We start from the raw sequence: 13059 nt of genomic DNA, 5'->3' as shown, positions 1-13059 counted from the left end.
GGGCGCGGCGTTTGCCCGACATTATACGGAGTGCCCGGCGCTAGATCCCGGCGGGGGGATCTGCGCTACCATTCGGGGCATGAGCCGCGCCGACGACCCCTTATGTTTCGCCTGCCGTTGAAGGGCCGCTTCGGGCCGGCGTGCCTGCTATGCGTATTGCTGATTGCCGGCATGGCCAAGGCCGCCCCGGCTCCGACAGCGCCCTCGCCGCCGCGATACATTCTGTGTGACGACTACTGCGCATTGGTGAATCAGCGCGGGGGGCTGGTGACGACCCGGCTGTTCCAGAAGATCCATCCGTTCGAGGGGCCGGTGGCGATCTTCGAGCACGACGGCAAGCGTGGCGCGATCGATGCGCAGGGGCGGGTGGTGCTCGCGCCGATCTATAGCGATCTCGAAATCGTGGGCGGCGGGAAGTTTCTTGTCGCAAGGCGGGCAGTGCCCACCCAAAACCAGAAGCCCACGGACAGCATCTACACGTATGCCGGCAAACTGATCCTGCGGCGCGAGGGCAGCAGCGGTGTGGGTGTCTGGCAAGGACGTCCGTATTACTGGATCTGCCCGCCGGGAAGCCCCGAGCCCGGGGCTTCCGACCATCGCTGCGGGGCAGTCTTCGTCGGCATGCACGGTAAGCCGGCCATCCGTTTCAAGCGCTTCATCCCGGGCGACGGGCGCATGCCCGGCCGGGCCTCCACCGACGGCTCGAAATTCGGCCTCATCGACCGGAGGCTGAAGTTCATGACCGCCCAGCAATACACGGATGTGTGGCCGCTCGCGGGCCATCTGATCGCGGTCTCCACGGGACAGGGCATAGGCGTCGTCGACGCGCAGGGGCAGACCGTGATCCCCGTGGGCCGCTATGAAGAGATATTCTTCGGCAGCGACGACCTCTTCATCCTGGCCTACGATAAAGGCGCCCCGGACTGCGGCCGCTATCTTTATAAGAATGGCCGGCCGGTTTCCGTACCCGCCGGCGTGTGTGCCGGCCCCGCCATGCCGCAAACCGCGCAGGCCGGTTATGCGCTGGTTACAAATGGCCGGGGGTTGGGCGCCATCGATGCCCGTGGCAGGATCATCGTGCCCATGAAATACGCGAATCTGGGCCGCATCAACCGGCACTATCTGGGCTTTGGCAGCCAGCGCAATGGGGTGCGCTGGGGCGTGCTCGACCGCAACGGCCGCCTCATATTCAAGGCCGATTATCGCAATGCCAGGGCCGGCCCCGGCGATACGCTGGCCTTGCAAACGGATAGCGGCTGGGGCCTGCTTGCCGCCAGTGGCAAGTGGCTGGCCGAGCCTCGTTTCGAACAGGTCGAGGTTCTCGGCGACAAGCTGGCCGTGTTGAAGCTCGCACAATCGGGGAATACGCCGGGCAGCTACCTGTTTTTCGATGGGCGGGGCAAGCGCCTGGATCCGACCAGCCTGTACGCCCCGGCGCCCGTAAAAGCAGGCGACGGCTACACGAATTGGAAGATCTGGCACGCGACCCCAAGGTCGCCGCACCAAGTCCTGGCGGGGCTGATCGATGCCGACGGCCACACGCTCGTGCCCGTCCAATACCGCCATGCCGACTTCGTGTACCTGGGCGATGCCTTATGGGGCGTAAGCACCGGGGCTTCGAATACCCCCGACGTGGCCGATGTCTACGGCCCGGGGGCGAGGCGCGTCGATGCGCTCAGGCCTTTCCACGACATCGAACCGTTCGAACATGGCGTAACGACCGCGCGCACGAAAGAGGGGGATGCCGTCCTCATCGACAAGGCCGGCAAGATACTGGCCAGTTTCAACGCGCTTTTTCCTCGTTATGGGACGCGATCTGCAAAAATCGATCCGTTGGTTGAGCAAGCCTTGGATCGCTGCTTCCGCAGCGATCCGACAGTGGTGCCCGGGAGCGTCGACCCCGCCACGCGCAGGATCTGCGGCAATCGGGAACTGGAAGCGCTGTCTCGCGCCACCGAACTTGCCTACTATGGCGCACAGGCCGGGCATTGCCTGCCCGACGTGTTCCTGGCGCTGCGCCCGGCTTATGACAAGGCCCTCGAGGCCTGCGCCACAGACACATGCTTGAACAAGGCCATGCACCGCTTCCGGGGCAGGATCGCCGACGCGGCAAGAAGCTGCAAAGCTGGCCAGGAGACGAAAAGCCCGGACGCACCTGTGGACGACAGAACACGGGCCGGCATCGAGGCCTTCCTGCATAAGGCCGACGCGGCGTTCGAGCAGGATGTGGCCGATGCCGCCGCAAGCAGGCAAGATGAGCATGACGATACCCTTTTGTTTTCGCGAATGATGCTGGGCAAGGATCCAGCCGTTCTGGTGTACGCCGCGACCTATGCCCGCAACGAACCTTTCTGGCTGCTGAGACAAGCCCCCGATGGTCGCTGGCACCTGTTATTGAGCGGCCACTCCGACACCGGGCCTGCCGCTGTGGGCGGTCTCCACAACGGCTTGCCGATTCTGCAGATCCGGCGCAACGCCGATTGCTGCGGGCAGGAGGACATCACCTATTACCAATACGATGGCAAGCGCTACCGCGAGCGCAACAGCTGCACGCTATTGTTCGACGGCGATGGCAAGGATGCAAAGCCTCTGTTGTTGTGCGACACGCCGCGTTACCACCGAGGCCCTTGACCTGCCGTATCTACGCCAAGTTCCAGCAACCCGGGAATGAACCATGACACTGTGCGGGTTCGCTGCGGGCATCGTGTTGGTGTTGCTTGCCGGTGTCGCCGCCCGCGGCGCTACGCCGGCGGCGCCCGCTGCGGCGCCGGTGCCCTGGCTGGTCATCGACCCCAACGGCGGTTATGGTATGGCCCGCTACGGCTACCGTGACACGGCCGGCGGCAAGATGGCCATTGCCGCCATCTGGGCGGACGCGCAGCCATTCAAGAACGGCTACGCGGTGGTTGGCAAGCGGCTGTCCGCGGATGGCCGCGTGCGCAGCGTCCGCTACGGCGCAACAGCCGGCAGGAAATTTCCCGTGCGCCGCTATGGGCTGATCGACATTGCCCCGGACAAGCCCATTACCCCGCCGATTTACGACTTCATCGACACCGACGGCCGAGTCGGCCAATCGTGCCAGATCGTGAATGGCTACGGGGTGAAGCTCGACCGTGGTTTTTCCTACTACCTCGACCGGCGCACCGGCGAGCCGTTCGTCGGTGAATCAAAAAAGCGGAACCCCATGCTTCATAGGATTCCGCTCACTGTCCAGATGGCTGCTTGCCTAGGCAAGCAGCATTTCTAGATTACTGTGATCTGCGTCGCGCAGGGGCCTTTCTGCCCTTGGCCAGCCACAAAAGAGACACGCTGGTTTTCTTCGAGGGTTTTATGTCCGGTGCCTTGAATTTCGCTGAAGTGTGCGAAGAGATCCTTGCCGCCGGCTTCCGGCATGATAAAGCCGAAGCCCTTGTCGTTGTTGAACCACTTCACAATACCAATTTCTGTTTTCAATGTAAGTCCTAAGTTTTAGAAGGGAAAGATATCCCCGGCGCCACTATCATCGATCCGCACCCATAAAGATAGGTCTATTACAAAATACTACATGTCCACCAAGGCATGGGCTCGGAGTGTGCCGGGTTTACTTGCGTCCTGATTATCGAGCCGGGAAAACCGAAGCCTGGAAGAAGTTCGGTGCTCGGCTGGAAGCCATCCTGGCTAGGGCGAGAAAGCCTGTACAAGGCGCTGGCGCCAGGCCCCGCTGCACCATCCTGAAAGTAACCCGCACCTTGAGTGTACGCCTCACTGCGCAAGCCGCCGAGCAGGCTGCTCCCGCCAAGGCAAAGCCGGCCAAGCGTGCTGTGGCGGCAGCTGGATCCGTTTGCCCTCACTGCGCTTCGGTCTTTTTCGGGATGTACGCCATTGGGCTCGAGTGCCCCAAAGAAAAAGGGCCTACAGACAAAAAACTGTAAGCCCTTGATAAATATGGCGCGGCTGGCAGGATTCGAACCCACGACCCCTTGGTTCGTAGCCAAGTACTCTATCCAACTGAGCTACAGCCGCTCCAAAGAGGCGTAACTATAACACATATTTTTTGGGCTGTCGTATAGCGATCCGTCTAGTGTCGGATATCGGATGGGCCCGGGCGGGGCGCGAGCCCGGAGCGTGTGCCGGAGCCCGGTTCGAGCAATGTCGTGGAAGATGGCCTTCCGGACGGATGGCCATTGTGCTAAACGGCAGGCGCTGTCGAAAGCTCGCGCACCAATAGATCGGTAACGAACATGTTGCCCGGCGCGTGCACGATGATTTCCGGTATTTTGGCTGCGAGCGCTACCGCTTGCACGGTAATGCCACATGCCCAAAACATGGGTATTTGGCCGGGCAAGATTTCGTTGGGCCGTCCCCAATGCACTTGTTGCAGGTCGTCGACACCTATCTTGCGCGGGTCGCCGATGTGCACGGGCCCGCCGTGGCTAAGTGGAAACCGAGAGGTCAGTTCTACAAGAGGCACCACCAACTCTTCGGCAACTGGACGAAGGCTGACGACAAGAGGCCCGTGAAAGGGGCCTGCCGGCACGCAAGATATGGAAGAGCGAAACTGCGCAGGAAAAGCCTTATCGCTGATCAAGTGAGGTAGAGGAATGCGCGATTCGAGCATGATGCGATCGAGCGACAGGTTGCAGCCGGTCAGGAACGCGACATGATCGTCTCGCCAGTGGTTTTCCAGCGACGAAACCGTTTCTACGACTTCTCCATTGCGCAGTATCACATAGCCACCCACATCCGTACGCAAGTCGGCATTAGGCGCAGCACGCGGAGGCGAGGGATTGCCCGGTTCGCATATGTCCAGCAACGGTAAGGGTTTGGGATTGTTGAAACAGAAGCGCATGAAATCGAAAGCCAAGTCCTTGGGGACGATCGTGACGTTGGCCTGGTGATAGCCAAGCGCCAGGCGCTTCGTCACGCCGCGCCAGCGCTTTTCGCGAATTGCCAGCCTGACGGCTTCGGATGTGGCGAATTCCAGCTCAGATCGTTCCATTCTTCGGTCTCCTTTTCCCTTCGTTGTGCCAGCCATGCGCGCACTAATCTTCATTAACGCTTTCGGCGCAGCCGCTGAGGTTCCGAGCACGAGGCTGCGTTCCATGTGACGGCTTGCACGAAGGTACGGGCGAACGGCGCGCACGGGGCTGTATCTGTATGGTTGCTGGCTGGACGAGTCGCGATCAGCCGCAAAGTAGCCGTATTTGACGAGACTTGCTTCGGACTGCCGTTTCCTTCCCGAGTGGGGGATTCTGTCTGCGGCAATGGCACAAATCGCATGAACCTGGCAGTTCGCCCCCCAGCTGAATAATGATTGACGCGTTTCATTTATAGGATATAGAATGTCCAACAACAAGTAAATAATCAAAATTAACTTTCAGGTAGGAGACAGAAGAGGTTGCGGATCAGGAGCCGCTAAGCCGCTTCAACGCTTTACTGTACCAGGCTTGACTTGCGTGCGGCCCGATCTCGCGGCAACGCGCCAGCTCGAGGACTAGGGAATCGGGCCCACGCCATAAAGATTGAAGACCGCGGCACCAGTGTGGTCGACAACTCGAGTGGCTCCAAGCAGATTCCCGGCTATCAAAACACCCATCGCGATTAACTAGTTCATCGGATATTTCCGATGTAGATAGGAGATAGTAGATGAAAGCCATAATGTATTGCGCTGTGGCGGCACTTGGGCTGCTGCTTAACCCGGGGCTTTCACAGGCTCAATCGGAATACCCAACCTCCCCTATACGCTTGATCGTTCCCTTTTCCGCCGGGGGCGCCCCCGATATCATCGGGCGTGTCTTGGCAGAAAAGGTGTCTAAGGATCTGGGCCAGCAAGTCTTGGTTGAAAATAGGCCGGGCGCTGGCGGCAATATCGGCTTTGCGCTGGGCGCCAAGGCACCGCCTGACGGATATACCTTGCTCATGTGCACGTTCGGGTGCTCGACCAACCCGTTTCTCTATAAGAAGATAGCCTGGAGTCCTTCCGAGTTCGCGCCAATTGTGCTGGCGGGCGAGGTTCCGAATGTGCTGGTCGTTCGTCCAGCACTGAATGTCAATCGTGTCGAGCAATTCATTGCACTGGCTAAGTCCAAACCTGGATCATTGACCATGGCATCGTCTGGTATCGGGTCGGCGTCGCACTTGGCGGGAGAGCGATTCAACGACCTGGCGAATATCAATGTCCTGCACGTGCCATATAAAGGCTCTTCCGCCGCGTTGCCGGATATTGTTGGTGGCCGGGTGGACTACATGATTGTCAGCGTCCCTGAAGCGATGCCCTACCTGGCGAACGGGCGCCTTAAGGCTCTTGGCGTCAGTACTGAAAAACGCGCAAGCAGCCTGCCCGACGTCCCCACCATACAAGAGGCCGGCGTGCCCGGATACTCGGTGGCTGCCTGGGCCATGGTGGTGGCGCCCAGCGGTACGCCGGCAAAGATCATTGAACGGCTCAATGCTGCTTTCAATAAAGCGCTTTCTGATCCGGCGGTCGTGGAACATTTGAAGGGCCTATCCGTGCTGCCTGGCGGGGGATCCGCAAGCGATGCGCGCGCTTTCCTGGATAACCAGGCCAAAGAGTGGAAGCCGTTGATCGAGAAAAAGAATATTTCGGCGGAGTAAATAGCGCCAACATTTTCGTAAAAAGAGGTGGAGAGATGGAAAACAAAGACCTTGTAGAGAAGGTTTACTCAGAAATTCACGATAGCGAGATCGTCGATCTAGCGCGACGAATGATCGCTATCCCGAGCCCTAATTTCGGCGAGGGTGAGATAGCTGATTTCATGTTCAAGAAGATGGAAGCGCTCGGCATGGAAACAACCATGATGGAAGTCGAGCATCCTACCGAAGCCAAAATGACGAGGCAGCCCATAGGACGTTTGCGTGGAACTGGCGGAGGCCCCGTCTTGATGTTCAACGGGCATATGGACGTCAACGTCACCATGCCCGGCTGGACTGTGGATCCCAACGAGGGGCGGTTCGAAGACGGCTGGATATGGGGGCTGGGCGCGCAAGACGACAAGGGCGGCATGGCTGCCGCTTTTGTTGCTATCCAGGCCATAGTCCGGTCGGGTGTCAAGCTTAAGGGCGATTTGCTTTATTGCCCGGTCGCAACCCATAAATTGGGCGGCACCGGCACTCGCACAATGTTGAAAAAAGGTGTGACCGCCGACTATTGCATCAATATAGAGCACGCCGCCAACACGGTGGGCTCCGTCATTGTTGGATCTGTCAGGGTAAAGATCCGCACCTCATCGCCTGGGCTGTTCTTCCGCTTCACCGACGAGGCCCGAAACGCGTATTGGAACCCCGTTGAGCAGCAGGCCGTATGCATGGCTGCAGTAGGCAGTAGCCTGGAACCAGTACCCGAAGGCGGGTGGCTGACTTTCAAGCGCCATCCCGAACTGCAAGACTTCCCGATGATCCGCTACGATGCCATACACAAAGATCATTATGGTCGCTGGTGCGATCTCGTATTCCAGATCCGCACTGTGCCCGGAATGACGCTTGAATCGGTGCGTCGCGATGTCGAAAATCTTATCAAGAAACTAAAAAAAGATCATCCGACGCTGGACTGCGAAATCACCATTCCCGCAAATGGCCCCGATGATCCATTTTTCATGGATCCTACCGAACTGCCGCGCAGCCACCCGCTGGTAAGCGCCATAGCCGATGGCGTCGAGCTGGCAACGGGAAAACCTGCCAATGTGGGCAGCGTCGAGCGCATAGGTAATTTCGGCGATGGCAATGTTCTTCATGCCGCTGGCATTCCCTCGGTGCAGTTTGGCCCTGGGAATATCAAGCTGTACCCGGAATGGCCGGCTCCCGACGAGCGAGTTCATATCGACGAACTTTTAGTGACTTCTCGCACCTGCGCCTATGCCGCCATAGCGTTGTGCGGGCCGAACATATCTAGTCGAGGCATACGATGAAGAAGAAGCTTCTGCTGCTGTTTTTGCTTCTGGCGTGCACGCTTTTCAAGGCGAACGCTCGAGAATGGCCAAAACAGTCTGTGCATATGGTGCTGCCTTTCGCACCCGGCGGGGCCGCTGACGTCGTGACGCGAATCGTCATGACTAAGATAAGCCAACAAACGGGGCAACAGTTCGTCGTCGATAATCGCACCGGCGCTAGTGGGATTATCGGCACAGAGGACGTTGCGCGGGCCAAACCAGACGGATACACCTTCCTGGTGGGATCGCCCGGAACCATATCCATCAATCCGAACTTTTTCAACTCTATTCCTTACGACGTCGTCAAGGACTTCGTCCCGGTTGTACAGATTGCGAAATTTCCTCAGATGCTGGTGGTGAGCTCGAAGTTCAGTGCAAGCAGCGGCAAGGAATTTATCCAGCAGCTGCGCAAGAGTAAAACGGGGCTGAATTTTGGTTCATCGGGCAATGGGTCGACCGGGCACCTGATTACCGAAAGCTTTCTGGCGACGATTGGAGCAAAGGCGAACCATATTCCCTTCCGCGGTGGCGGGCCGGCTGCGCTGGCGCTTGCCGGTGGCCATGTCGATTTTGTCATCGATGGCCTGCCGACGTTTGCATCGCAGCTGGGAAGCAACCGCATACGCATCCTGGCAATTACATCGAACACGCGCTGGGAGGGGCTGCCCGACGTACCCACCATCAGCGAACTGACTTCTACCGATTTCGACATGGGTTCTTGGGTGCTTATTCTTGCGCCTCACGGCACACCCGCCGAAATAATAGAAAAGTTTGCGAAAGAAGCCAGCAGAGCCGTGCGAGATCCACAAGTGCAAAAGCAGCTGACGCATGTCGGCGCGATAGCCGTGGGTGGAACGCCTCAAGACGCGTTGAAGTTCGAACAAGCAGAAGATAAAAAATGGGGCGATACGATACGGGCTTCCGGCGCCAAGCCCTAGGCTTCGAATAATGACCGCGACCTCGGTTCGATAATTAATCAGCTATTTATAGAAGGAAAAGGGTAACTCAATGATAAAACGTCTCGGTACAGAGGGTCGCTTTGCCACAGCGGTGGTAGTCCAGGGGTGTGTATATTTGTCGGGCTTGATGGCCAACGACAGAAACGGTGGTGTCAAAGAGCAAACGGCCGACATCCTTGCTCAGATCGAACGCCGCTTGGCGGAAGCGGGCAGTGACAAGCAGCATTTGATCAGCGTTAGCATCTGGCTCGAAGATATCAACGACTTCAACGAGATGAATGAAGCCTGGGATGCGTGGGTCGATCCCCACGCCAAGCCTGTGCGCGCGACGGTGCAGAGCCTTAATGCGGGTGAGGGCGCTCTGGTGGAAATCATGGCGCACGCGTTGCTGAAATAGCCCTTGGTATTTGGCGGTAGGCAGATCTGGCGGGAGTATGCGGTGGTGTCGCTTTCGCCAGATTTAAGCTCGCCTGGTGTTATTCCAATTAGCGTTAAAAAGGGCGGTGATGAGGCCGTCACGACCGGGGATGCAGAGATGGCTCGAACAGCAGCGGTGAATAGCACCTGAAACGGGCGCTGCAGGCCATGCGCACGGCCAAGCTGGCTGACTAAATCAGCCCTTCGAACAAACGTTTCCTACTTATTCTTGGTATTTTCCTGCATACAGCTGTAGCGCGCCATGCCGTTGCTCAGATGCATGCGCATGGCCTGCCGTGCCTGCTCGGCATCCTGCAGCCGGATCGCATCGACTACGGCATGATGTTCGTATTCGACACGGCCTATTCTTTCGGTGCCAGTGCTGCTGTAGCGCAATGTGCGAACCGCCTTGTGGATGACATAGCTCAAGTGCTCCATCAGGCGGATGAAATAGAAATTGTTCGAACATTGAGTGACGGCCAGATGGAATTTGATTGCCACCTCGACGCCACGCTCCCAATCCCCTTTTGACTCGTCCGCGCGAACCAGGGCGTCTTCGAGGGCAAGCAATTGTGTCTCGGTTCGATTCTCGGCGGCTAGGGCTGCGGCTCCTGATTCGATCTCGATGCGCAACTGGTATATCTGCCTAAGCTGGCCGATATCTAGCAGGTCTTCCGCCAACACTTCGAACCTGCGGGCGCGAGCGTTCTGCGATACGAACGAGCCGATGCCGCGCCGCGTTTCGATCAGGCCGTTGAGCTTGAGCCGTGCAATAGCCTCCCTGACGACATTGCGGCTGACCTTGAAAATCTCGGACAACTCGTACTCCGTTGGCAACTTTGCGCCCTGCTCGAAGTCGCCCGCCAGAATTTTCAAGCGGATCTGCTGGGCAATCGCGTCGGGAAGGTTGTCGGGTCTTTCGAAGGAAGTGAACATATCGGCAGCCAAGAGCCAAAGTGGCAAACATGATTCTTATATCACTCCTTCCGCCCTCAGTGCGGCAAAATCCGTTTTCAACAGTTCGAGCTTGGCAAAAACAGGCTTGGTGTGCCCGCCATGCTCGGGGGTGGGGCTCAGTTCGCCCCACTGCGGGCAGCCGCCAGCGGGTGCGGCGTGCAGAGAGTTGCATAGGCTTGGGAAATTTACCGGCTCGAACCAGCTTCCTGAGCCAGGAACGGGATGCGCCCGGTAAGTGGGCGACTTGGCGATCAGTGATTGCCCGGGGCCGCCTAATATCGGATGCGTCCGAGCGGGTGCGAGCCAAACGCTTGTGGCGGGAATCGGTTCCGCTGGTCTCTACTCTTGTAAAATGCGGGTTTACCCGTGATTGCGAAGCACCCCATGCAGCACAAGAAAGTTCGTCTCCTGGCCTCTCATCAAGCCTTGCGCCTGCTCGAGGCGCGCCATCCCGATGCCTGGTCGCGCTATGTGGAAGCAGCCGTTCCCTACACAGAGGGAGAGCGTATCGAGGCCGCTGTGCTGGATACGGCCGACGTCGCCTTTTTGTCGCGCGACATTACCGGCAAATCCACCAAGCACACGGTGCTGCCGATCCTGGAGCTGTTCAGCGACATGCTGTGCGCCGGGGCGGGCCTGCGCTGGGTGCATACCCATTCGGCGGGCATAGACAGGCATTTCTATGCAGATCTGAAGCGGCGCGGAATGACTATCACCACTTCCACGGGCAGCAATGCCGGTGTGGTCGCGCAAAGCGTGCTGGCTGCGGTGCTGGCGCTGAATCGAAGGTTCCGGCTGCTGGAGCAGGCGCAGCGCGACAAGGTCTGGCGGCCTTTGCTGGGCGAGCTGATGCCGCGCGACCTGGCCGGGCAGAAGGCGGTGATCGTCGGCTGGGGCGCGATCGGGCGCAAGGTGGCGGATTACCTGCATATGCTGGGCATGGAAATTACCGTGGTGCGGCACAGCGCCGTCGCGCCGGGGCGCGGAGCGGAAGACCCGGTTGCCGCCATGATTTCCTACGATGAACTGCGGCGCTCGGCGCCGCCTTACGATTGGGTGATCCTGGCCTGCCCATTGACCGAGACGACGCGCGGCTTGATCGATGCGGATTTCCTGCGCCGGCTGCCGGATACCGCGCACCTGGTCAATGTGTCGCGCGGCGATGTGGTGGACGAGGCGGCGCTGCTCGAAGCGCTTGAATCCCGCCGGCTGGCGGGAGCCTTTCTGGATGTCTACACGCACGAGCCGCTGCGCCCCGATTCCCGGCTGTGGGGCCTGGACAATGTCATCGTGTCGCCGCATTCAGCCGGCCATTCGGATGGCAATTACGGCCGCGTCGCGGATATTTTCGTGCGGAATCTCGAGCGCTGGTGCCTGGATCAGCCGCTGTTGAACATCGCCCTGTAGGGCGACCCGGCGCTCCGGCGCCGGGCGGTGCCGCCGGCAGCACGGTATTGCCGCCGCTGCACCGCCGTTACTTCTTCGATATGTAGCGGTTGCCTTCTATGTAGAAGCGCAGCGGCTTGGCCGCCCATTCCCCGGCGTAGTCCACGCCCACGCGCGGGCGCGCCACGATGGCCGGCGGCGCGGCGGCGGGGTCTTCGGCAATGTAGAAATCCCGGCTGCACAGGTCGTGCCCGTATTCCTGCATGGTGACGCCCATGGCCTTGCACAGAAGGCCCGGGCCGCTGGTCTTGCCGGCGATGTTGCGCACCGGTTCGATGGCCCGCAACAGTACGGCGGCGCCGGTGCCGTCGGCTTCGGTGACCACGTTCATGCAGTGATGCATGCCGTAGATCAGGTAGACGTAGGCATGGCCGGGCGGCCCGAACATGGCGCGGGTGCGGGCAGTCAGGCCCTTGGATGTGTGTGCGGCCAAGTCGTGCGGCCCGAGGTAGGCTTCCACCTCGACGATGCGACCGACGCGGGTGAGGCCGTCGCTGCGCCGAACCAGCAGTTTGCCCAGCAGATCCTGCGCGACTTGCGTAGTGTCGCGGTCGTAGAAGCGGCGGGGCAGTTTTTTCATGGCGGGCGGTGGGAAAATAAGACGCGTCGACCGTAGCGGCAGGGCCGGCTGGGGGATTTTAGAACAGCCCCGCGACGGCGCTTGTGAGCCGGGTGGGCCAGGGGCCTTGTACCCTGGCCATCCTCCGGCGGCCGTTTGGACTTGTGGTATGTTCCCGAGTTAATATATACGCCTAGATTTTCAAGTGCGTCGAAGTTTGCTCAATCCAGCGCTTTCCGAAGCTTGACTCGCAGGTGCGCCGGGCCTGACAGTGATCCTGTTTTGTACCGGCCGTGCAGGCGGCAGCCTAAGGTTTTCGGCTTGGCCGGTTTGTCCGGCCGGGCGGATGGAAAAGCCGCTTTTTTGCTCGGATCTCCAGTCCTTGACAGTCTTGTCTGGCAATATCGCCTTTCATCTCCCTTATTTATCAAGGATATACAGTAATGGAAACCGGCATCGTCAAATGGTTCAACAGCGAAAAGGGTTATGGCTTCATCAAGCCCGACTCTGGCGGCAAGGATCTCTTCGCGCATCATTCCGACATTCTCGGCACGGGCTACAAGTCGCTGGAAGAAAACCAGCGCGTGTCGTTCGAAGTGGCCGAAGGCCAGAAGGGCCCGCAAGCCAAGTCGATCAAGGCTCTTTGATCCGGCTGCAGCCCGGCTGAAACGCCGCGGCCCGAATCCGCGCCCCGAGCGCCGGACGCCTGTCCGGTTTCTCGGGGCGTTTTTGTATCAGGCGCGGCTGCGTGAACGATAGGCAGCAAGCGCCCATCAAACACAGTTATCATTGATGA

General features: G+C 59.4%; 12 protein-coding genes and 1 tRNA gene. 8 read left to right on the top strand and 5 right to left on the bottom strand.

Features of this window, described 5'->3' with window-relative positions; all coding sequences use genetic code 11:
- Positions 1-102: 102 nt before the first annotated feature.
- Both CEY11_RS10300 and CEY11_RS10295 read left to right on the top strand, forming a co-directional pair.
- Positions 103-2631 carry a WG repeat-containing protein gene (locus CEY11_RS10300; RefSeq protein WP_088603317.1) on the top strand — a complete coding sequence of 843 codons (2529 nt, stop codon included), beginning with the start codon at positions 103-105 and terminating at the stop codon, positions 2629-2631.
- A 43-nt stretch (positions 2632-2674) separates the two neighbouring features.
- Complete coding sequence (locus CEY11_RS10295; protein WP_088603316.1) at positions 2675-3247, top strand: hypothetical protein; 573 nt, start codon at positions 2675-2677, stop codon at positions 3245-3247.
- Here CEY11_RS10295 and CEY11_RS10290 read toward each other — a convergent pair.
- The 3 genes from CEY11_RS10290 to CEY11_RS10280 form a co-directional block, all read right to left on the bottom strand.
- The gene (locus tag CEY11_RS10290; protein ID WP_088603315.1) at positions 3244-3453 is read right to left on the bottom strand and encodes a cold-shock protein; all 210 of its coding nucleotides are present in this window, start codon (positions 3451-3453) and stop codon (positions 3244-3246) included. The two genes, CEY11_RS10295 and CEY11_RS10290, sit on opposite strands and share 4 nt — an antisense overlap.
- Before the next feature lie 472 nt (positions 3454-3925).
- Positions 3926-4002, bottom strand: a tRNA-Arg gene (locus CEY11_RS10285).
- A 166-nt stretch (positions 4003-4168) separates the two neighbouring features.
- Entirely contained in the window at positions 4169-5083 is a 915-nt protein-coding gene (locus tag CEY11_RS10280) for a D-glutamate cyclase family protein (protein ID WP_198958880.1), read from the bottom strand.
- A gap of 542 nt (positions 5084-5625) precedes the next feature.
- Between CEY11_RS10280 and CEY11_RS10275 the strand changes: the two genes are divergently transcribed.
- The 4 genes from CEY11_RS10275 to CEY11_RS10260 all read left to right on the top strand — a co-directional run bounded on the left by CEY11_RS10275 (position 5626) and on the right by CEY11_RS10260 (position 9281).
- Positions 5626-6594: a Bug family tripartite tricarboxylate transporter substrate binding protein gene (locus CEY11_RS10275; protein WP_088603313.1), complete on the top strand. Its 969-nt coding sequence runs from the start codon at positions 5626-5628 to the stop codon at positions 6592-6594.
- On the top strand, positions 6552-7904 hold the full coding sequence (locus CEY11_RS10270) for a M20 family metallopeptidase (protein ID WP_143322788.1): 1353 nt from the start codon (positions 6552-6554) through the stop codon (positions 7902-7904). The genes CEY11_RS10275 and CEY11_RS10270 overlap by 43 nt, the downstream gene beginning before the upstream one ends.
- Positions 7901-8863, top strand: a complete 963-nt coding sequence (locus CEY11_RS10265) for a Bug family tripartite tricarboxylate transporter substrate binding protein (RefSeq protein ID WP_088603311.1) — start codon at positions 7901-7903, stop codon at positions 8861-8863. Before CEY11_RS10270 ends, CEY11_RS10265 begins: the two co-directional genes overlap by 4 nt.
- A gap of 70 nt (positions 8864-8933) precedes the next feature.
- On the top strand, positions 8934-9281 hold the full coding sequence (locus CEY11_RS10260) for a RidA family protein (RefSeq protein WP_088603310.1): 348 nt from the start codon (positions 8934-8936) through the stop codon (positions 9279-9281).
- A gap of 239 nt (positions 9282-9520) precedes the next feature.
- Here the strand turns inward: CEY11_RS10260 and CEY11_RS10255 are convergent, their stop codons facing one another.
- Positions 9521-10237: a FadR/GntR family transcriptional regulator gene (locus CEY11_RS10255; protein ID WP_088603640.1), complete on the bottom strand. Its 717-nt coding sequence runs from the start codon at positions 10235-10237 to the stop codon at positions 9521-9523.
- A 405-nt stretch (positions 10238-10642) separates the two neighbouring features.
- Here CEY11_RS10255 and CEY11_RS10250 point away from each other — a divergent pair, with 405 nt between their 5' ends.
- Positions 10643-11665, top strand: coding sequence for a D-2-hydroxyacid dehydrogenase (locus CEY11_RS10250; RefSeq protein WP_088603309.1), 1023 nt, complete (start codon positions 10643-10645; stop codon positions 11663-11665).
- Positions 11666-11732: 67 nt separating this feature from the next.
- On the opposite strand, the gene CEY11_RS10245 is transcribed toward CEY11_RS10250, so the two are convergent.
- A complete protein-coding gene (locus CEY11_RS10245) occupies positions 11733-12284 on the bottom strand; it encodes a DNA-3-methyladenine glycosylase (RefSeq protein ID WP_088603308.1) in 552 nt (183 codons plus the stop codon).
- 422 nt (positions 12285-12706) lie between these two features.
- Here CEY11_RS10245 and CEY11_RS10240 point away from each other — a divergent pair, with 422 nt between their 5' ends.
- The gene (locus tag CEY11_RS10240; protein WP_088603307.1) at positions 12707-12910 is read left to right on the top strand and encodes a cold-shock protein; all 204 of its coding nucleotides are present in this window, start codon (positions 12707-12709) and stop codon (positions 12908-12910) included.
- The last annotated feature ends 149 nt before the right edge of the window (positions 12911-13059 follow it).

This window comes from Candidimonas nitroreducens, from assembly GCF_002209565.1.
Lineage (GTDB): Bacteria > Pseudomonadota > Gammaproteobacteria > Burkholderiales > Burkholderiaceae_B > Candidimonas > Candidimonas nitroreducens.
Note: the sequence above shows the minus strand (reverse complement) of the source record. Positions and strands in the feature narration are given on the sequence as shown.